Below are 20,495 nucleotides of genomic sequence, written 5' to 3'. Positions count from 1 at the left end.
CCATCTAGATTTTGCATATATAATTATTCTCAACATATTACCAAAAGTCAAGCGGAGAAAAATTGACCAATGGATGCTAACGATGGCGTGACAGAACTAGCAAATTCCTTCAATATAATGACATCCAAAATGCAAAATAATTTTGCAGAGCTCGACTCTGTAAATCAAGCTTTAGGGCTGAGTGAGAGCCAACTCAAACAATTTATTGAAGGTATGCCTGTGGGGGTAGCTATCCATGATGCCACGGGCAAATGTATATATCTCAATCAAATAGCCAAGGATGCCCTCGGTATCGTAACCATCCCCGATATCACTACCGAAAATCTTGCCCAAGCTTATCAAATATATCGTCAAAACCAGCTATATCCCCAGGAACAACTACCAGTTATACGAGCGCTAAAGGGCGAAACAGTATGTCTTGATGATATAGAAATTCATCGAGATGGAAATATTACTTCCTTTGAGGTACGTGCTCGACCAATTTTTGATGAACCAGGACATATCAGCTATGCGATCGTCGCTTTTACTGATATTAGTGAACGCAAACAAACTGAAAAAATATTGAGTGACTACAATCGGACTCTAGAAGCCGAAGTCATTGAACGTAGCACAGCATTAGCTCGTACTCACGAACAATTACAAACTGAAATGAGAGACCGTCAATTACTAGAAGGTAAACTGGATAGTTCTACTCAGCAAATTAATACCATCTTCGACTCCATTGCCGATATTGTACTGATTCTGGATGAACAAAAAAATTTACAAATTATACCGACGAAGGCGACTAGCTTTTACGCCTGCGATATGAATGAGTTTTATTTAATAGTGCTCAATTTTTTTCAAGAAGAAAACGAAGATGTTTGGTTTGCTAAAGTTCTAGAGGCGTTGGCAACCCAAAAAACTGTTAATTTTGATTATAGTCTACGTATTAATCAGCAAGAAGTTTGGTTTTCAGCTAGTATTTCGCCACTCCCAAATCGTTCTGTGGTGTGGGTGGCTCGTGACATTAGCGATCGCAAACGGGTCGAAGCTAACCTGCTGGAAGCTCAAAAGATTGCTCATATTGGCACTTGGGAATACGATTTCGCCACAAAAACAACTATTTGGAGTGAAGAACTTTATCGCATTCACAGAATTGACCCCAGTCAACCCCCACTAGAATTGGATGAATTAGTGAAAGTTATTCATCCTCAAGATCGCCATCGCTATCTCAAACTGGTTAATAAAAAAGCTCTCACTGGACTAGCCTTTGAAACAGATTTGCGGCTGCTTCAAAAAGATGGGTCAATCTCTTATATTGAAGTCAGAGGTGAACCTGTTTTTGATGAAAAAGGGCAGTTGCTCCGTTTGTTTGGTACTGTCTTGGATATTAGCGATCGCAAGCAGGCAGAAGAAGCCTTACAAGATAGCATAGAACGGGAACAAGCCCTCGCTCGCTCCATCGAACGAATGCGCCATTCCTTAGATATTGACACGATCTTTAATACCACCACTTCTGAACTGCGAGCAATCCTCAAGTGCGATCGTGTTGCTATCTATCGCTTTAATCCTGATTGGAGTGGGGAATTTGTTGCCGAGTCTGTGGGGAAGGATTGGATACCTCTGCTTGAGCGAGGGGAAACTGCTAATTTTTCGGGAAATATCATCACCGACCCTAGTTGTCAAGCAAACACCCTCCAACCCTATGGCGAACAAGTCATCGATACCTACATACAACAAAATAAAGACAGTTTGTACAGTCAAGGCCTTCTTTACCGCACAACAGCAGATGTTTACCAAGCTGGGTTTACTCCTTGTTACCTCGAACTTTTAGAGCGGTTTCAAGCCAGAGCCTATTTAATTGTTCCCATCTTTTGTGGCAGTCAAATTTGGGGTTTACTCGCCAGTTATCAAAATTCCATGCCCCGCACTTGGCGCAAAGCAGAAATCCATATTGCGCTGCAAATTAGCACTCAACTTGGAGTTGCGCTGCAACAAGCTCAATTACTCGAAGCTACTCAAAAACAGGCAATACAACTCCAAGAAGCCGCCGTCGCAGCAGAAGCCGCTAACCGGGCAAAAAGCACTTTCTTGGCAAATATGAGTCACGAATTGCGTACACCCCTCAACGCCATTCTTGGCTTCTCCCAATTGATGCAACACTCTACCAATCTCAATCTCCAAGATCAAGAAAATCTCCGCATCATCAACCGCAGCGGAGAACACCTGCTGACTCTGATTAATCAAGTATTAGATTTAGCAAAAATAGAAGTAGGGCGCATTACCCTGAATCCCATAGAGTTTGAATTAAAGAGCTTGTTGAACGAAGTTGAAGAGATGTTCCAACTCCAGGCTCAGGAAAAACAATTGCAGTTAATCTTTCACTGTTCTAGTAATGTCCCCCCATACCTACGAGCTGATGAAGTCAAGTTGCGCCAAGTTTTAATTAATCTGCTTTCTAACGCCATGAAGTTTACGAAAGAAGGAGGAATTTCCCTCAGAATAAGTTCAGTTTTCAGCAATGAAAATCAGCAATTCCTTCCCCCATTCCCTCCAAGGGACGGGCGAGAGGGAGGTAGCGGGTTGCCCAATTCCCCATCACCCAATTCTCCATCACCCAATTCCCCATCATCCATTCCCCCCTTGGGGGGGGCAGGGGGGGGTGGGGGGGCCAGGGGGGGGTTGCCCAATCACCAATTACATTTTGAAATAGAAGACACTGGCTGTGGTATGGCTCCTGATGAGCTAGACAAACTATTTCAAGCCTTTGTACAAACCCAAACAGGGGCATCTTACCAGCAGGGAACGGGTTTAGGATTGGCGATTAGCCAACAGTTTATCAAACTCATGGGGGGTCAAATTGCAGTGCGCAGTCAAGTCGGATGCGGTACTACTTTCACCTTCGATATCCCAGTAACCGTTGTTGATGCTAGTACCGTTAAACCCAAACAGCTATCTCGTCAAGTCATTGGTCTGGAACCCAACCAGCCCACTTATCGTATTCTGATTGTGGACGATCGAGCCGATTTGCGCCAACTGCTAATCAAAATGCTCAACCGTTTTGAGTTTGAACTTCAAGAAGCTAGTAATGGCATAGAAGCCATTGAAGTATGGTCGAGTTTTGAACCCCACTTAATCTTCATGGATATGCGGATGCCCATCATGGATGGGTATGAGGCGACAAAACGTATTAAAGCTAACGTTAAAGGTCAAGCTACCGCCATTGTGGCGGTGAGTGCTAGCACTGCGGAGAAAGGGCGAACCATGGTTCTCTCTGATGATTACGATGACTTTATCCGCAAACCGTTTCGAGAAGCAGAAATCTTTGATGCCCTTCACAAACATCTAGGAGTGCGTTACATTTACGATGAACCTCAGAATGCACAGGAGTTAAATCAAACCGAAGCCTTGACTCCAGAAGCTCTGGCGGGTTTGCCCACGGATTGGCTGATGTCCTTAGAACAAGCTACAATTGAGTGCGATCTAGAGTTAATTCTCACTCAAATCGATCAAATTCGCGATCGTCATGAATCTTTAGCCAACGCTCTTACAGCTTTAGCTAACGAATTTCTGTTCAATCAAATACTAGATCTGATCAAGCCAGACATATAATTAGGCATGAATCATCAGACACCTCATTCTTTTAAAGGAAATATTTTAATTGTTGATGATATTTCCACGAATTTACAACTTTTAGCTCAAATACTATCTGAGCAAGGATACAAAACACGCACTGCCCCTAATGGTCAACTAGCCCTACGTTCCATCGATTTAATTCCTCCAGATTTGATTTTGCTGGACATCATGATGCCCGCCATGGACGGCTATCAAGTTTGCCATGCCTTGAAAGCTTCGCCAAAAACCAAAGACATTCCCGTTATCTTTATTAGTGCTTTAAATGAAGTTTTTGATAAAGTCAAAGCTTTTGAAGTCGGCGGAGTCGATTATATTACCAAACCCTTTCACGATCAAGAGGTTCTGGTCCGTGTCTCCAATCAACTCATTCAACGTCGGTTATTTCAGAAAATTCAACAACAAAATCAAAGCCTGGAATCAGAAATCCTGGAGAGAAAAGTTGCCCAAGAAGAAACCGATTTTTTGCTTCACACTACCTTTGCCATGGCCGAAACTAACGATTTTGAAGAGTCAATATCCGTCATGCTGCGGTTGTGTTGCGACTTCATTAATTGGGAGTTAGCAGAAGCTTGGATACCCAGTCCTGATGGAAGTTGTTTAAATTGCGGTCAAAACTCTTATACCAAAAAAACAAATTTATTCGAGTATATAAACCAAAGTTTGCCCATAAAATTTGCTGCCAATATAGGACTACCAGGGAGAATCTGGTCATCCAAACAACCAGAGTGGCTAGAAGATATTTCCCTAGCACCCGATGAAGTTTTTATCCGCAATAAAATGGCGGATAGAGTTGGTTTAAAAGCCTGTTTTGGTGTGCCAATTTTAGTTGAAGATCGGGTAATTGCGATTTTAAGCTTTTTCAATACAACACCCATTTTGTGTCAAATCCGCATCATGGAATTGATGAAGGCTCTCGCAACTCAACTAGGTTCAATACTTCAGCGAAAAATGGCAGAAGAAAAATTGCAACAGCAATTTCAAAAAGAGCAATTACTTAATCAATTAACTCAATCTATCCGCAGTTCTCTTAATTTAAATACTATTTTTGCTACCGCTGTCCGCGAGATTGCCCTTAGCCTAGGCGTAGACCGTGTTGCTATTGTTAAATATTTCCCGGACAGAAAACTATGGGTCAACATATCAGAGTATTATGATTCTAATCTGTTAGAGACAAGTTTAGGGCTAGAAACTTCCGAGGAAAATAATGAAATTTCCGAGCGGCTTAAGCAATCAGAAATTGTGAAAATTGATGATGTTAATACTTGTTCTGATGAAATTAAACAACGCTTAACTCAACTATCTCTTGGCGCATGGTTATTTGTACCGCTCAAGGTTGACTCACAAGTTTGGGGTAGTATCTGTGTGGTGAAAGAAAATCGATCGTACTACTGGCAAGCTTTTGAAGTAGAATTACTGTGTGCAGTGGCTGACTCGGTAGCAATTGCGATTAAGCAAGCCCAAATTTATGAAGAAATTCAATCCTACGCACAGCAACTTGAAGACACCTTAACGGAACTCAAAAATACTCAATCTCAGTTGGTACAAAAGGCAAAAATGGCTTCTTTAGGTCAGCTAGTGGCTGGGGTTGCTCACGAAATCAATAATCCCGTTAACTTCATCTACGGCAACATTACTGTAGCGATGGACTATGCGCGAGATTTGCTTGATATCGTTACATTGTACCGCAAAACTTATCCCCAACCAGCGGCAGAAATTCTGAAAATATTGGATCATATCGATCCCGATTTCATCGCCGATGATTATCCAAAATTGTTGAAGTCGATGAAAGAGGGTGCATCTCGGATTAGCAAGATTGTGTTGTCTTTACGAAACTTCTCCCGCCTAGATGAAAAAGAGTACAAGTTAGTGGATATTCATGAAGGTATTGATAATACTTTATTGATTTTGCAACACCTAATCAATGGTTCAAATAATGGCAAGGAAATTGAGATAATTAAAGACTACAGTCCCTTGCCAAAGTTTACTTGTTATGCGTCGCAGTTAAATCAGGTATTTATGAACCTGATAGCTAATGCTATTGATGCTGTGGAAACTCAATCCTCACGGCGCAGAATTACCATCAGTACAAAAATGGATAGTTGGCAATCTAATTCACCCATTTCTAATGGCATTGTGATTAGCATTGCTGATAATGGTCATGGGATGAATGAAGAAGTGCGTTCTAAAATATTTGATCCGTTTTTTACTACAAAACCCGTGGGAAGTGGTATAGGTTTAGGGTTATCTATTTGTCACAATATTATAGTGGAAAAACATCGAGGTCAAATTAGTTGTATTTCTGCGCCTGGTGAGGGGACAGAGTTTATTGTGCAGATTCCGATCGATGTCAGTACCTCTCGTTCAAATTGTGTTTCTGCGATGAGTAAGGTATAGTGGGAAGAAATTAGCTAACTATCAGAAATGCCAGGGATGCAAGTTGTAATTGTGGGAGCGGGGCCAACTGGTGCGGCACTTGCCTTGCTGCTGGTGAAACGAGGGATTAGTGTTACCTTTGTTGAGGCTGCAAAAGATTGCTACCGAGTGTTTCGTGGTGAAGGATTGATGCCGAGTGGATTGGATGCGATCGCCCAAATGGGCTTATCCTCCATGCTCCCAAGTGTACCACACCGAAAAATAGATGGTTGGGAGTTTATTGTAGGCGATCGACTATTATTTCGAGTTGATGAGCCCATGGGTTCAAATCAACCTTGTACCCTAGTTTCTCAGCCGCCTTTGCTGGAAGCACTAATTGCCGCAGCTCAATTACATCCAGAGTTTGAATTGATCCAAGGTGTTCCCGTAAAAGATTTAATTTACAGCAACGATCGCATTTCTGGCGTCAAATTAGCAGATGGGCGAGAGATTTATGCGGCACTTGTCATTGGTACTGATGGTAGAAACTCCGTGGTACGACAACGGGCTGGATTGGAGTTGGTGAAACAGCAGAAGAGTATCGATGTGCTGTGGTTTAAACTGGCTGCTCATCCTCGGTTTGTGGCGGATAATGTCTTTTATTCTATCCTTAATGATGGTAGTGCATTCAGTGTTTTTCACGGCGCAGAAGATGGCAAACTGCATCTGGCTTGGGTGTTATCAGCCGAGGACAAAACCGATCGCAAACACACAGATTGGGCGGAAACTTTCGCATCGCGATCGCCTTTATGGATGGCCGAGCATTTCCGTAACCATAAAGATACCATAGAATCTCCCCAGCGACTATCTGTAGTAGTTGGTTGTTGTCCGCGCTGGTATCAGCCAGGAATCCTACTTTTGGGGGATGCCGCCCACCCCATGTCTCCGGTGCGCGCCCAAGGAATTAATATGGGTTTTCGTGATGTAATTGTGGCGGCAAATCACCTTGTACCTTTATTGAAAGCAGGGGCTAATGATGAGGATATTGATTTAGCATTATCGCAGATTCAGGCCCAACGGGAACCAGAAATTAGGCGCGCCCAACAACTGCAAGCACAAGAAGCATGGAAAGGCGAACAATTGCGAAATAATGGATTTGTGCGTTTATTGATGATGCAATTGGCTCCGTTTTTGAGTGAAAGAATTAAACAATTTTGGGTGAAAGGACAGTATGAGTTGCGCCAAGGAGTAACAGAGGTAAAATTGGTTGTTTAAAAACAGGAAGATTAAAATTGAGGAGAAAATTTTATGCGATCGACAATTATTCAAGGACCGATCGGCCCGATTCACATTCAAGAAGCCAGCCCCTCTGTCACCAGTGGGGAGTCGGAAGCGCTACCCGATCGCCCCTACAAAACACCACAGCTCAAGATTGATTGCCAAACATTAAATTTTTGCGGCGGAAACTTGCAATTTAAAGATTTATACTTTACGATCGGGCCATGTAAATAAAAACTCAATCAACAATCCTGCAAACACTAACCTGAAATGGGTCGAAAGTGCCAGAAAGCAGGAACAGTACATTTTTTAACTAACTCAACAACAAAGCATTTGCGGAAAAACTCAGGGATTGACGATCGGCATCTCGGAACGAATGCTTTTCCCACACTACTACAGATGTATCAAAATTTGTTTACCAAAAATTAGCCCCGACAGATACCTGATGCTCAAACGGGCGCTGTCAAAAGTTTCTGCAATTAATTTTGCGGTTTTTGTTGTCTTTAAACTACTTGAGGATTCGATCGAATGGTTTCCATTTCTCAGACTAAATCCGATCGGCTCAGTTTCTCCGACACACGGGAAACAACGGCCGGAACCCAAAACATGGTGGCTACAGCCACAGGAGTATGCGTGACGGTTCACGGTCACTTCTACCAGCCACCACGGGAAAACCCTTACCTAGATGCGATCGAACGCCAAGCCAGCGCCCATCCCTTCCATGACTGGAACGAACGCATCGACAAAGAGTGCTACCGCCCCAACGCCTTTGCGCGCATCCTCAACGATCGCGGCGAAGTCGCGGGGATCGTCAATAACTACGAATATCTCAGCTTCAACATCGGACCGACCCTGATGAGTTGGCTGGAACGCTACGACGAGGAAGTATATCAGCGGATTCTGGAAGCCGATCGCAAAAGCTGTCAAAGACTCAATGGTCATGGTAACGCGATCGCCCAAGTATACAATCACATCATCATGCCGCTGGCCAACGAGCCAGACAAACAAACCCAAATTCGCTGGGGGATCGCAGATTTCCGTTCCCGGTTCGATCGCGCCCCCGAAGGAATGTGGCTGGCCGAAACTGCGGTAGACTACGCCACCCTCGAAGTTTTGGTAGCTGAGGGCATTCGCTTCATCGTCCTCGCCCCCTCCCAAGCCGAACGCTGCCGCCAACTTCCAGGCCATGAGAATAGCGATCCCGAATGGCGCGAAGTCGGGGGAGGTCAAATCGATCCGACTCGCCCCTACCGCTGCTACTTGAAACCAGAACTGCGGCTGGCAGTTTCCCACCAACTCTCCCCCCTTAGCAGTCACAATTTGAGTCGCGCCAACGGGCACAATTCCGAACCGACAACTAATACTCCCTACATCGATATCTTTTTCTACGATGGCCCAATCTCGCGCGATATGGGCTTTAATGATGTTCTCAGCAGCAGCAACCACCTGGCTGGGCGCTTGGGTCAAGCCGTGCGGGGGGACCACCGAAAATCCCAATTAATCTCCGTCGCCACCGACGGCGAAACCTTCGGACACCACAAAAATAGCACCGAAAAATGCCTAGCCTACGCTTTCACAGAAGAGTTTCCCCGCCGCGGCTGGACTGTGACGAATTTTGCTCACTATTTAAGCCAAAATCCTAGCGATTGGGAAGTGGAACTCAAACCAGTGACAGCTTGGAGTTGTTCTCATGGGGTCGATCGCTGGCAAGATGATTGTGGCTGCGGTGGTGGCGGTGGATGGCACCTCAAATGGCGCAGGCCTTTGCGGGATACTCTGAATTGGTTGCGCGATCGACTCATACCAATTTATGAGGAAGCGGGGCGCAAGTTATTTCGCGATCCCTGGGCGGCGCGAGATGAATATATTGATGTTATAGGCGATCGATCGCAGGCTAATGTTGACAATTTCCTGTCCAAACATCAAATTCACCCTCTCAACGCAGCCGAACAGGTAGACGCACTGCGACTGCTGGAAATGCAGCGCCACGCCCTGTTGATGTTCACTAGCTGCGGCTGGTTTTTTGAAGAAATATCTCGCCCTGAAGGTGTGCAGATTTTGCGCTACGCAGCTAGGGCTGTGGAATTAGCCGGGGAAGTGACAGGTATTCAGCTAGAACAGGATTTTGTCGATCGGCTTGACTTAGCACCAAGTAATGTTGAATGCTTCAAAACTGGGGCAGAAGTTTACCGCCAACTCGTTACCACAGCCCAAGTCAGTCTCAAACAAGTTGCAGCCCACTACGCCATCAGTTCCCTGTTTGCCAAATATCCCCGCGAACAACGAGTTTACTGCTATCAGGCCCAGCAGCTAGATTTCCAGATTCAGCGCATGGGATCAATGACTCTGGGTGTGGGTCAATTGCAGTTAACATCGGAAATTACGCGAGAAACAGAACTTTTTGTGTTTGCGGCATTCCACCTCGGCGGCTGGGACTTCCACTGCTGTATTCAGCCTTTTGGTAGCGATCGGTCTTACACTATGCTCAAAGAACGGCTGTTTGGAGTCTTGCAAGAAGCTTCAGCGGCCCACGCCATTCTCGAAATGGTTCGCCTGTTTGGAGATCAGTCTTTTAGTTTACGAGATTTGTTCGCTGAAGAACGTCACCGGATTGTGCGACTGCTAAGTCAGGAAAATTTGACCAGATTGGATCAGCTTTACACTCAGGTTTACCGCGAAAATTACGGGGTGATGATGGCCTTCCACCGTGACGAATTGGTCGTACCTGTGGAGTTGCAAGTCGCGGCTGAAGTGGCTTTGGGACACCGCTGTTTGACGGCGGCAAAGGCCCTGGAACGGGAAACGGCTGACTCGGAGTCACTGCTGGCGGAAATCGAGGCAATTTCGACTGAAGCGAACAACCTCCGCTGTTGGCTGAAAGTTCCTGAAGTCAGGCACATTTTGGAAAAGTTGATTTACCGGTCTCTGAAGGCGCTGCTGCAAGAGGGTTCTGATGTGACGCTGCTGTCTCCTGCCGAGTTAGAACTTGATATTCGCACCATTGAGCGTTTGATTGCTGTGGGTCATCGGCTGGGGCTGGATTTGTGTTTGGATCGATCGCAAGAATTGTATGTTGATTCGATGCACAGTCAAATTGTGCCTCTGTGTTTGGGCTGGCTGCAACGACAAACTGGTTCGACGACCAAAAGCGCGATCGACCTTACCGAATTGGATATCGTTAACTCAGAGAGTGGCTGGGAGTTGCCTGTGATTCGACAGTTGCTGGAGTTGGGTCAAACCCTCGCGGTTGATGTTGAGTGTTGGTTGGATCAATTAGGGCGATCGTTTTCCGATTAACCCCACATCCTGTAGGGGCGGGTTTCACCAACAATATATAAGAAGAATCAACAATCTCAATAAACCCGCCCGCCCCCAACGGTAAATTCAAATGTACCTCTTTCAAGATATAGCAGAAGGAAGAAGGCCCAACGACTGCGTTTATCCTGAGCCGAAGGGCTCAGGAACCGCTTCAGGAAGAAGGAAGAAGGAAGATGCAATACTAGCAATAGTTTCAGCGATTAAGGATGTCCTAACCGTCTTGGCGGTTGCTATACAAGGGGCGGGTTCACCGAAAATAATTGCCTAAAAGCGACAATCTCGTAAACCCGCCCCCACTTGGGTGGCAAATCGCTTTCTTTAAATTTTAGTTCAGCTTCTGTGAGAAGATGAACAAACCGTTCGCAAAGCATACAAGTTTTAAGCACAAGTAAACTTTGCACAGTTGTGAAGAAAGAGCACTAAATTTTATAACCTATGAAAGTTGGCGATCGCGTTTGCATTAAAAACTCTGTTGTTGTCTACCACCATCCTCAAAATCGCAATCAACCATTTGATGTCAAGGATATGGAAGGAGAAGTAGTAGCCATCGTTAAAGAATGGCACGGTAGACCTGTCAGTGCCAATTGGCCGATTTTAGTACAGTTTGACAAAAAATTCAAAGCTCATCTCAGAGAAGATGAGGTTGAATTGGTATCTTCTGAAGTCTAGCTTTAGCATTGTTTTTTTCTGTTAGAACCCCGATTTCTTAAAGAAGTCGGGGTTCTATTTATTATGTTTTTTTCGCTCGCGAAAAACATTCTTCCTTCTTCCTTCTTCCTTCTTCTTTTAACCAGTAGTTTTAAATTCCAAAGAATTGCCGATCAAATTTGTAGGGGAATCTGATTGCTTCAGACGATAGCCCATGCTGTGAACCGTCTCAATTAAATCTTCAGTTACTCCAGCAGCTTTCAGCTTTTGGCGCAGACTTCTGATGTGAACTTTGACGGTATTTTCTTCAGGAGGAGATTCCAACGACCAGACGTGTTCAATCATCACACTTCGACTAAGAACACGCCGACCATTTCGCAAGAGAAGTTCCAGAATTGCGTATTCTTTGGGTGTCAGATGAAGTGGATTGTGTCCATAGCTGACTTCATAGGTACTGGGGTTGAGGCGAATTTCTTCCCATTCTAAAATCGGCGGGGAAGTGCTACTTCCTCGACGTAATAAGGCTCGAATTCGAGCAAACAGCTTTTGCAAATCTACAGGCTTGACAACATAATCATCGGCCCCAGCATCAAGCCCATTAATTTCATCACTGAGGGTGTCACGGGCTGTGATCATGAGGACGGGCATAGTATAGCCATGCGATCGCAATCTATGACACAAACTAATGCCATCGAGTTCTGGTAACATCAAATCTAGCAGCAGCAAATCATAATTGAGCATATTTGCTTGATGCCACCCAGATTCCCCATCGGTAACAATATCAACAACATAGCGCTGGTCTGTCAGGGCTTCTGCCAAGGTTTCTGCAAGGCGCAGATCGTCTTCAACCAAGAGAATCCTCATATGAGAGAGGCTGGGGGAGAGTAAAAAGTCACTTAGTTAGTGACTTTTAGAAAAGATTGAGTGAGCCAACCTCATCAGCTTAATCGAAATAGTGCGATCGGCATCACTCACTTCTCAACATTTTATTAGAATTTGGCACCCAAATTTTACGGATCGTCGATCGAGATGTCAACAAGTTTTGACTCAAGGGAGACTCAGAAACCATCGGCCAACGCTTTCTTAAAAAATATTGCTAAAAATCAAGATTTGTTACTTATTAAGAATCTTTCCGATTTCTTTACCGTTTTCTGACTCATTCCTTTACTTGTGATATGTAATTCTGGGTCGCATAAGCAATTGGATGGGTCAAATTCTCCCACCCTTTTTATTCTTAATTTTGGAGATTACTGTTAAATGGCTTTTGGACCTGCTTCAAGATTGGGAGTCAGCCTGTTTGATGAAACCCCACCGCTCGAATGGGTTACAGGCAACTCAAATGAAGACCTTGAAATCATTATTAAGGCAGTCTACCGACAAGTGTTCGGAAATGCCTACGTGATGGAAAGCGAACGCCTCAGTGTTCCTGAGTCGCAGTTTAAGCGTGGTGAACTGACGGTGCGGGACTTTGTGCGACAGATGGCAAAATCTGAGTTGTATCGATCGCGATTTTTCGACAGTTGTGCGCGTTATCGAGCGATCGAACTCAACTTCAGACATCTGCTGGGTCGTCCTCCCCTAGATCTCGAAGAAATGCGGGGCAAAAGTACGATTCTGGATACCCAGGGCTTCGAGGCTGAGATCGATTCTTATCTCGACAGCGATGAATACCAGAATACGTTTGGAGACGACATTGTTCCCTACATCCGGGGATACAAAACCGAAGCTTGCCAAAGCATGGTGCAGTTTACCCATACCTTCGAGTTGGTGCGAGGTGCTTCTAGCAGTAGCCTGAAGGGCAATCTGGCAGGTAAGAGTCCACGCTTGAATTCCTTGGTGATTCAGGGCACGCCAACCGCCGTCATTTCTCCAGCCAGCAGTGGATCGACATTCCGCAATCCATTGGGTAGTGCCCGGACTCGTCATGGTGCCGGATCGGATGAAAACGGGAAAGTCTACCGCATTGAAGTTACGGGTTATCGCGCCAATGTGGTGAATCGGATTTCCAAATTCCGTCGCAGTAACCAGGTTTACCTAGTGCCATTTAACGATCTATCCCAAGCTTATCAACGGATTCATAAACAGGGTGGCGTGATCGCTAGTATCACTGTTGTTTAATCAAGAGTCGATAGATTTTAGATTTTAGATTTTAGATTTTAGATTGAAGAATTATTCGGGGCTTGTAATGAGAATTCGGAGCTTTGCTTCAATCAACAATCAACAATCAACAATCAATCATCAAAAATCAACAATCATTCCGGTACAAGTTTGGGAAGAGGGCGAAGCATTCCGGCACATAATTTATTAGTTATAAGCAAGGACTTATTGCCGGAATGCTTCGCCCCTACGGATATATTTGCAAAAATGGGATGCTCCCAAATCCACTCTTTGTGGAACAGGCATCTTGCCTGTTCTTGACCGTGCTGCAAGATTTCAGCTACTACCAACTATTTGTAAAGGAGATTAATTGCAATGACAGATTCGACATATGAACTGTGGCCAACCAGCGGTGTAGATGAAGTGCAAGCTGTAATTCGCGCCGTCTATAAGCAGGTTTTGGGCAATCCCCATGTGATGGAAAGCGAACGTTTGGTATCTGCGGAATCTCAATTGAGCGATCGCAGTATATCCGTCCGTGAATTTGTGCGATTAGTGGCTAAATCTGACTTCTATAGCACTCGCTACTTTCAAAAATGCGCTCCTTACCGATTTGTAGAACTCAATTTCCTGCACATACTAGGCCGTGCGCCCCAAGATCAAACTGAAATTTCCGAGCACATTATCCGCTGTGTTGAACAAGGCTACGCTGCCGAAATAGACTCCTATATCGACAGTGATGAGTATCAATCTGCGTTTGGTGAAAACGTTGTTCCTTACTACCGAGGCAGAAGCAGCGAGGCAAATACCAAGCAAGTGGGCTACAACCGGATGTTTGCTCTCGATCGCGGTTTTGCTCAAATCGACAGTGCCGTCAAAGCATCTCAGTTAGTCTACGCCGTTGCCACCAACAGCGCCAACACGATTAAGCCTGCAACCAGTCGAGGAGGGGCTTATGTCGCAACTGAAAAGATGTTCAAGATTGTGGTAACAGGGTCTAAGTTCGATCGACCTCGGCGCCGCAGTACCACGACATACATTGTGCAAGGCAATCATATGAGCTCGCAAATTCAGCGGATTAATCGCACTTCTGGAAAAATTGCGAGCATCACGGAGATCAACTAAATCAAACCAAAACAAGAGGTGTAATAGATTTAATCCATCTAAAGCTATTACACCTCGATCGATAAACTGACTTGACAAAATCCAATCTGAAATCCTCATCACCTTTTGCCGTTCAACCATGAGTCTCACGCTCAACCGCATTAGAATGTTGCCACCACAAGCCCAAAAAAAATTGCAATGCTGGATTCGCAGCCGTCATTTAATTTGTTCTGGCAACTTTTATCTCTTTGAGACTATCGACTATAGCGCGATTGAGCGATTTACCGAGTCTATTAGGGCTTTAGGAGGAACATTAATTTCGGTTGATGCGATCGACAAAATTTGGATGGGCGATCATCGTCAAGTCATTCTATATCGTGCCAAAGCCAGTTTGCATACGCCTTGTCATAACCTCAAGCAATACTGGTTTAAATATGGCAGTTTTCATACTCGATTCGATCCAAGTTGTTGATCTAGGAGATAGCACAATCGGAATGTTTTCGAGATGAAGCTTGCACAATCAATCCACTTTGTCTAAATTTAAAACACAGGAAATTTCATGGCTCTTCCCCTTTTAAGCTATTCACCATCCTCTCAAAATCAGCGCGTCGCAGGCTACGAAGTTCCTGGTGATGAACAACCGAGAATTTACACCACCGAAAATACGCTCTCACCGGGTGAGATGGATACTCTCATTCATGTGGCCTACCGCCAGATATGTAACGAACAACAGATGCTTGCTAGCAATCGGCAACGGTTTTTGGAGTCTCAACTAAGAGTTGGTCAAATTACAGTCAAAGATTTCATTCGAGGACTGGCTGTTTCTGATTCATTTCGGCGGCTCGTCTACAATAGCAATAATAACTATCGCTTTGTGCAGATATGTATCCAGCGGATTTTGGGTCGTGAAGTGTATAACGATCGCGAAAAGATGGCTTGGTCGATCGTTCTGGCAACCAAAGGATTGCCAGGATTCATTGATGATTTGCTCAATAGCGAAGAATACTCGATTAACTTTGGCGAAGACATCGTTCCCTATCAACGGCGACGGATTTTGCCTCAGCGCAGTCAAGGCGACTTGCCCTTTGAGCGCATGGCTCGTTATGGCATAGATTATCGCAACAAACTCCCCAAATCCAGTCTCAGTGGTCCTTGGGGTCCTATTCAGAGAGCCGATGGTTTGTTTACTCAAAATGAACGATTTGATTTTGCGACTTTCGTTGAACGTGCAAACGGGCCAATGGTTGCAGCATTATTGTTGCCTGTTTGTGGCATCGTAATTGTCATGTTAGCCATTGCGATCGGCAATCAGTAACTGGTAGCATTGGTGACAACTTAAGTTTAAACCCATTCATAGACTTGCTGTTTAACTATTAAATTTAGATCCCCCCTAACCCCCCTTAATAAGGGGGGAACAAGATTCTACTCAAAGTCCCCCTTCTTAAGGGGGATGCGAGGGGGATCTAGACTCGACTAAAAGCGACATTTATTATGGGTTTCAGTCTTAATTTGTCACCAATAAGCTGGTAGTAAGAATGCGATCGGTTCCCTTATTCCTATTCCCATGCTGAATGGCACTTTTCTCGTTGCGATCGGCGTTTTATTTCTGGTAGTAATTTGCTTCTACTTCAAGCAGGAAGTAGCCCGACGGCGACGGGCAGAAGGGGTGCTGCGACAACAAACCGATCGCGAACGGTTAGTCAATCAAATTGCTCAACACATTCGGCAATCTCTGGATTTGGATGAAGTGCTAGAAACCACGGTGGCAGATGTGCAGCGCTTTCTGGAAGCCGATCGCGTTCTCATTTACCGTATATGGCCAGATGGAACGGGTAGCGCCATCAACGAAACAGTGTTACCCCCTTACCCCGTCATTTTAGGAACATCTTTTCCAGAAGAAGTATTTCCGAGGGAGTACCATCAGGCTTACTCTCTGGGGAAAACCCGCCTGATTACCAATGTTGAACAAGCCGATGTCGAACCTTGTCTGACGGATTTTGTCCAACAATTTGGAGTCAAAGCAAAATTGGTTGTACCCATCCTCCAAGAAAATCGGGAGGTTGAAGGGAGTCATTCCGTCCCTGATCTTTGGGGGTTATTGATTGCTCATCAATGCGATCGCCCCCGTACCTGGGAAACTTGGGAAGTCCAGTTAATGCAGCAACTAGCGACGCAAGTGGCGATCGCCATTCAACAATCTGAATTATACCAACAACTTCAACAACTCAATGCCGAACTCGAACAGCGTGTCCAGCAACGCACCGAAGAATTAGCTGAAGCCAACGTCGCCCTGCGGGGCGAAATTGCCGAACGACAGCGCACCGAAGTAGAACTGCGCCACACCAACCACACCCTGCAAACCCTGATTACCGCATCTCCTCGCGCTATTTTCACGTTGGATGTAGAGGGGTACGTGAAGATTTGGAATCCCGCCGCCGAACAGATGTTTGGCTGGACTGAAGCAGAAGTTATCAACCATCCCAACCCTATTTTTCTCGACGATCCATTAGAAGACTATTCCACACTCCGCACCAATCTCCTGCAAGGAACCACCTATAGCAGAGTCGAACTGCGTCGTCATAAAAAAGATGGAAGTGCGATCGATATTATCTTCTCCGCTGCCCCTTTAAAGAATAGTGAGAATCAGATTGACGGCATTGTGGCAGTGATTGCCGACATTACCGAACAAAAGCAACAAGCAGAACAAGTGCGACTTCTCCAGTCAGTTGTCGTCAACACAAACGATGCCGTTGTCATTACCGAAGCGGAACCCATTAATGAACCTGGCCCTCGTATTATCTATGTCAACGAAGCATTTACCCAGATTACAGGATATAGCCCAGAGGAAGTGTTGGGAAAAACACCTCGGATTTTGCAGGGAACAAAAACCGATCGCGTAGAATTAGACAAGATTCGGACTGCACTTTCGCGCTGGGAACCAGTCACCGTTGAAGTGATTAACTACCGTAAAAATGGCTCGGAATTTTGGAATGAATTCAGCATCGTCCCTGTTGCCGATCAAAGAGGTTGGTATACGCACTGGATCGCCATCCAGCGAGACACAACCGGACGAAAACAAGCAGAACAAGCATTACGACAAAGCGAAGAAAGATTTCGATCGCTAATTGAAAATGCTCTCGATATCATTATGATTTTAAATACAGAAGGCACTATCCGCTACGTCAGTCCTTCTGTAGAAAAAGTCTTAGGATATTTAGTATCTGAACTCGTGGGTAAGAAAATATTTGAGCCAATTCACCCAGATGATTTTACCACTACTTACTACAGTTTTACCAATACCCTGCAAAGTGCAGAAATAAACCGTCCGATTGAGTTCCGCTATCGGCACAAAGATAATTCTTGGCGAACCTTAGAAGCGATTAGCCAGCCTTTTATCGACAATGCAGCCACGACACAAATTATAGTCAATGCTCGTGACATTACCGAGCGAAAACGACTGGACGAAATTCGGTTAGCCCTAGAGCGTGAACAAGAACTCAGTATTCTGAAAACCCGCTTTTTTTCAATGGCATCCCATGAATTTCGCACCCCACTCAGCACCGCTTTGGCAGCAGCTCAAATCCTAGAAAACAGTCCAGACGAATGGAATGATTCCCAAAAGCGACTGAGAAATCTGCACCGAATTCAGGATTCTGTGAGGAATATGGTGCAGTTGCTGGATGATATTTTAACCATCAATCGCGCCGAAACAGGGAAACTAGAATTTAATCCAAAACTTCTGATTTTGGACAATTTTTGCTATCAATTTGTGGAGGAAATGCGACTCAGTGCTGGCAGTCAGTATACCCTCACGTTTACCTGTGAGGGAAATCCAATTCCCGTTTGTTTGGATGAAAAGTTGTTGCGTTCTATTCTATCGAATGTGTTATCGAATGCGATCAAGTATTCGCCCAATGGAGGTAATGTTCATCTTGGTTTAGAGTTTCAGCCATATGCTGTTATCCTCCGGGTTCGCGATCGAGGAATTGGCATTTTCCCTGAAGATATAAAGCAGTTGTTTGAGCCATTTCAGCGAGGTAAGAATGTCCGAACTATCCCTGGTACGGGATTGGGGTTGATCGTGGTCAAAAAGTGCGTGGACTTACATCAAGGTAGCATTCAGATTACCAGTGAAGTTGGTATTGGTACAAATTGTGTCGTGACACTTCCGTTGGTATAGCCGAAGTTCGGCAACGGATTGTGTAGTGACAATTTTGAGGGGATCGAAACTCTAAAGATAGACCGTAATGTTTACTTGGGGAAGCAGGAAAATGCTTTTAATTCTTATGCCGTCGCCGACAAAACCAACCAAAAATGTTCAAATCTCCCTGCATTTTTTGCACTTCCTGCTGGTGCTGCTTGGCTGTAGCATAGTACCATTGACAGTGTTGTTCTAGTTCTTGACGGTACTTAACTTCGGAATAAAAATCCCGAACAATTTGGTTTTGTTGTAAACTTTCGGCCGCGGGAGTGGATTCTGGGACAATACCTTGCAACTCGTGAGGCAACATAATTGTTTGGGGCGATTATGCCAAAGATTGGCTGTAATTACTCTAAACTAACACACTTTCTTCCTTCGTGTCCTTAGCGCCTTCGCGGTTCAATTAATCTTAAATCCAAAATCCAAAATCTAAAATTCCCCTAAAGCCATCCTAGCAGGCGATATACAATTAAGCCAATATATTCTTTCAACGCTGTGGTTGACTGGTGTAACTGATAGGAATCCGGTAGACAATTGAGTATCACTGCTTGCCAATTGCTTTGAGAAGTTGCCATATCCTGTTGAGTAATATGAAAATCTGTGGGTGCAGCAATTGCTTTTATTCCCTGACGCTGAAAAATTAAAAGCGATCGAGTCATGTGCATCGCCGATGTTACTAACAAAATTGACCCTTTGATATTTTTAGCATCTAAAATTTTTCGCACATTTACCGCATTTTGATAAGTGTTATTTGAATCGGGATCTTGCAGAATTGCTGATGCAGGTACGCCGGAAGTTTGGGCGATTTCTGCCATGTCTGCCGATTCGGGAGATCCGCCACCTTTCCACTCTACTCTACCGCCACTGAGAATTAGCAGAGGGGCTTTTCCTTGACGATACAGTCGGGAAGCGTAAATAATGCGATCGCCAGCTTCGCCCAATTCCACCCAAGGCCGTGGCGGTAAAGCAGCTTTGACACCACCACCCAAGACAATAATAGCATCAGCTTGGGGCAATTCTGTTGTTGGTAAATTTTGCCATTCGAGGGATTTAACTAGAGACTTGGAAACCCAACCGCTACTTCCCAAGAGTAAAATAATTACAGCTACAGCCATTGGCAAAGCCGACCATTTCCGACGCTGCAACACCATGATTAAAGCCGCCATCATTAACAAGCAACTCAACCCCAAAGGATAGATAAAAAGTGGTAGTAGCTTTGACAAAAATACAAACATTAAACTTCTCCAATCATGCTTGTGGAACAGGCCATCCAGCCTGTTCAAGACAAGCTTTTTGGGGAATGTCTATCAGTGTCACAACCATAAGTAAGGTGTTCTACTATCGACAAACCATGGATAATTCGTTCATCCTCAAATTAGTAGAACACCCTAAGAATCGATAGTCCTGTGCCACTTAGCATCAGTCCTAAACTTGTATTAAAAATCAAAATTTATCCTCTGGTGCTGACAACCAGCCTAGTAATGTAGAAGCTTGACGGGTAGACCCTTTACCGTATTTGCCCTCGGTTTCTACTACTTCTTTATTCAGGATAGCATCAGAGGGTTTGTCCTTGGGACGTTTATTGGGGTTGAGTACCAGTTCATTATGCCACCAAGCTACGACCAAACCCACGGCTCCACCTCCCACCAGGCCGAAGATAATACTTATGGGCAAAGTAGAGCCTATTAAGCGAAAGCCCACAGTAAATAACACAAACCAAATCAATGCGGGGTTAAACCCCTTGGTATCTCTACTAAATTTTGGCATGGGCTTCCAAGTCCTTTTTCTAATATAACGGAAAGATATTTACCAGATTAGCATCAAATTAAAATCAACGGGATATATTAGACTTCAGCAGAAACGCAATATTTAAACAGACATC

15 protein-coding genes are annotated in these 20,495 nt (G+C 44.7%); 11 read left to right on the top strand and 4 right to left on the bottom strand.

All coding sequences use genetic code 11. The annotated features are described in order from the left end of the window. Positions 1–69: 69 nt before the first annotated feature. From AAFP11_RS04275 to AAFP11_RS04250, 6 genes are all read left to right on the top strand, one after another. Positions 70–3,591 carry an ATP-binding protein gene (locus AAFP11_RS04275; protein ID WP_341735911.1) on the top strand — a complete coding sequence of 1,174 codons (3,522 nt, stop codon included), beginning with the start codon at positions 70–72 and terminating at the stop codon, positions 3,589–3,591. Between the two features lie 6 nt (positions 3,592–3,597). Then, positions 3,598–6,009: a response regulator gene (locus AAFP11_RS04270; protein ID WP_341735910.1), complete on the top strand. Its 2,412-nt coding sequence runs from the start codon at positions 3,598–3,600 to the stop codon at positions 6,007–6,009. A 36-nt stretch (positions 6,010–6,045) separates the two neighbouring features. Next, the gene (locus AAFP11_RS04265; protein WP_341735909.1) at positions 6,046–7,242 is read left to right on the top strand and encodes an FAD-dependent monooxygenase; all 1,197 of its coding nucleotides are present in this window, start codon (positions 6,046–6,048) and stop codon (positions 7,240–7,242) included. Between the two features lie 33 nt (positions 7,243–7,275). After that, the gene (locus AAFP11_RS04260; RefSeq protein ID WP_341735908.1) at positions 7,276–7,479 is read left to right on the top strand and encodes a hypothetical protein; all 204 of its coding nucleotides are present in this window, start codon (positions 7,276–7,278) and stop codon (positions 7,477–7,479) included. 294 nt (positions 7,480–7,773) lie between these two features. Further along, on the top strand, positions 7,774–10,542 hold the full coding sequence (locus AAFP11_RS04255; RefSeq protein ID WP_341735907.1) for a DUF3536 domain-containing protein: 2,769 nt from the start codon (positions 7,774–7,776) through the stop codon (positions 10,540–10,542). 456 nt (positions 10,543–10,998) lie between these two features. Beyond that, positions 10,999–11,232 (top strand): ferredoxin-thioredoxin reductase variable chain, encoded by a 234-nt coding sequence (locus AAFP11_RS04250; RefSeq protein ID WP_341735906.1) that lies wholly within the window; start codon positions 10,999–11,001, stop codon positions 11,230–11,232. A gap of 117 nt (positions 11,233–11,349) precedes the next feature. On the opposite strand, the gene AAFP11_RS04245 is transcribed toward AAFP11_RS04250, so the two are convergent. Then, a complete protein-coding gene (locus tag AAFP11_RS04245) occupies positions 11,350–12,063 on the bottom strand; it encodes a response regulator transcription factor (RefSeq protein ID WP_341735905.1) in 714 nt (237 codons plus the stop codon). Between the two features lie 405 nt (positions 12,064–12,468). On the opposite strand from AAFP11_RS04245, the gene AAFP11_RS04240 reads away from it, so the two are divergent. From AAFP11_RS04240 to AAFP11_RS04220, 5 genes are all read left to right on the top strand, one after another. Continuing rightward, positions 12,469–13,329: a phycobilisome linker polypeptide gene (locus AAFP11_RS04240; RefSeq protein ID WP_341735904.1), complete on the top strand. Its 861-nt coding sequence runs from the start codon at positions 12,469–12,471 to the stop codon at positions 13,327–13,329. A gap of 354 nt (positions 13,330–13,683) precedes the next feature. Then, complete coding sequence (locus AAFP11_RS04235) at positions 13,684–14,433, top strand: phycobilisome rod-core linker polypeptide (protein WP_341735903.1); 750 nt, start codon at positions 13,684–13,686, stop codon at positions 14,431–14,433. A gap of 118 nt (positions 14,434–14,551) precedes the next feature. Beyond that, complete coding sequence (locus tag AAFP11_RS04230) at positions 14,552–14,884, top strand: CpeR family transcriptional regulator (protein ID WP_341735902.1); 333 nt, start codon at positions 14,552–14,554, stop codon at positions 14,882–14,884. An 87-nt stretch (positions 14,885–14,971) separates the two neighbouring features. Continuing rightward, on the top strand, positions 14,972–15,727 hold the full coding sequence (locus AAFP11_RS04225) for a phycobilisome rod-core linker polypeptide (RefSeq protein ID WP_341735901.1): 756 nt from the start codon (positions 14,972–14,974) through the stop codon (positions 15,725–15,727). A 249-nt stretch (positions 15,728–15,976) separates the two neighbouring features. Then, positions 15,977–18,592 carry a PAS domain S-box protein gene (locus AAFP11_RS04220; RefSeq protein ID WP_341735900.1) on the top strand — a complete coding sequence of 872 codons (2,616 nt, stop codon included), beginning with the start codon at positions 15,977–15,979 and terminating at the stop codon, positions 18,590–18,592. Between the two features lie 97 nt (positions 18,593–18,689). On the opposite strand, the gene AAFP11_RS04215 is transcribed toward AAFP11_RS04220, so the two are convergent. From AAFP11_RS04215 to AAFP11_RS04205, 3 genes are all read right to left on the bottom strand, one after another. Next, positions 18,690–18,923, bottom strand: coding sequence for a hypothetical protein (locus tag AAFP11_RS04215; protein WP_341735899.1), 234 nt, complete (start codon positions 18,921–18,923; stop codon positions 18,690–18,692). A 130-nt stretch (positions 18,924–19,053) separates the two neighbouring features. Beyond that, positions 19,054–19,848, bottom strand: a complete 795-nt coding sequence (locus AAFP11_RS04210) for a YdcF family protein (protein WP_341735898.1) — start codon at positions 19,846–19,848, stop codon at positions 19,054–19,056. Positions 19,849–20,056: 208 nt separating this feature from the next. Beyond that, the gene (locus AAFP11_RS04205; protein WP_341735897.1) at positions 20,057–20,380 is read right to left on the bottom strand and encodes a hypothetical protein; all 324 of its coding nucleotides are present in this window, start codon (positions 20,378–20,380) and stop codon (positions 20,057–20,059) included. Between the last annotated feature and the right edge of the window lie 115 nt (positions 20,381–20,495).

The sequence above is a fragment of the Microcoleus sp. CAWBG640 genome, from assembly GCF_020883015.1.
Classification (GTDB): domain Bacteria; phylum Cyanobacteriota; class Cyanobacteriia; order Cyanobacteriales; family Microcoleaceae; genus Microcoleus; species Microcoleus anatoxicus.
Note: the sequence above shows the minus strand (reverse complement) of the source record. Positions and strands in the feature narration are given on the sequence as shown.

What these genes read in the sequence shown, in the direction of transcription:
- AAFP11_RS04275 (WP_341735911.1), top strand. Translation starts at nt 70, where the DNA reads ATGGATGCTAACGATGGCGTGACAGAACTAGCAAATTCCTTCAATATA.
- AAFP11_RS04270 (WP_341735910.1), top strand. Translation starts at nt 3,598, where the DNA reads ATGAATCATCAGACACCTCATTCTTTTAAAGGAAATATTTTAATTGTT.
- AAFP11_RS04265 (WP_341735909.1), top strand. Translation starts at nt 6,046, where the DNA reads ATGCAAGTTGTAATTGTGGGAGCGGGGCCAACTGGTGCGGCACTTGCC.
- AAFP11_RS04260 (WP_341735908.1), top strand. Translation starts at nt 7,276, where the DNA reads ATGCGATCGACAATTATTCAAGGACCGATCGGCCCGATTCACATTCAA.
- AAFP11_RS04255 (WP_341735907.1), top strand. Translation starts at nt 7,774, where the DNA reads ATGGTTTCCATTTCTCAGACTAAATCCGATCGGCTCAGTTTCTCCGAC.
- AAFP11_RS04250 (WP_341735906.1), top strand. Translation starts at nt 10,999, where the DNA reads ATGAAAGTTGGCGATCGCGTTTGCATTAAAAACTCTGTTGTTGTCTAC.
- AAFP11_RS04240 (WP_341735904.1), top strand. Translation starts at nt 12,469, where the DNA reads ATGGCTTTTGGACCTGCTTCAAGATTGGGAGTCAGCCTGTTTGATGAA.
- AAFP11_RS04235 (WP_341735903.1), top strand. Translation starts at nt 13,684, where the DNA reads ATGACAGATTCGACATATGAACTGTGGCCAACCAGCGGTGTAGATGAA.
- AAFP11_RS04230 (WP_341735902.1), top strand. Translation starts at nt 14,552, where the DNA reads ATGAGTCTCACGCTCAACCGCATTAGAATGTTGCCACCACAAGCCCAA.
- AAFP11_RS04225 (WP_341735901.1), top strand. Translation starts at nt 14,972, where the DNA reads ATGGCTCTTCCCCTTTTAAGCTATTCACCATCCTCTCAAAATCAGCGC.
- AAFP11_RS04220 (WP_341735900.1), top strand. Translation starts at nt 15,977, where the DNA reads ATGCTGAATGGCACTTTTCTCGTTGCGATCGGCGTTTTATTTCTGGTA.
- AAFP11_RS04215 (WP_341735899.1), bottom strand. Translation starts at nt 18,923, where the DNA reads ATGTTGCCTCACGAGTTGCAAGGTATTGTCCCAGAATCCACTCCCGCG.
- AAFP11_RS04210 (WP_341735898.1), bottom strand. Translation starts at nt 19,848, where the DNA reads ATGTTTGTATTTTTGTCAAAGCTACTACCACTTTTTATCTATCCTTTG.
- AAFP11_RS04205 (WP_341735897.1), bottom strand. Translation starts at nt 20,380, where the DNA reads ATGCCAAAATTTAGTAGAGATACCAAGGGGTTTAACCCCGCATTGATT.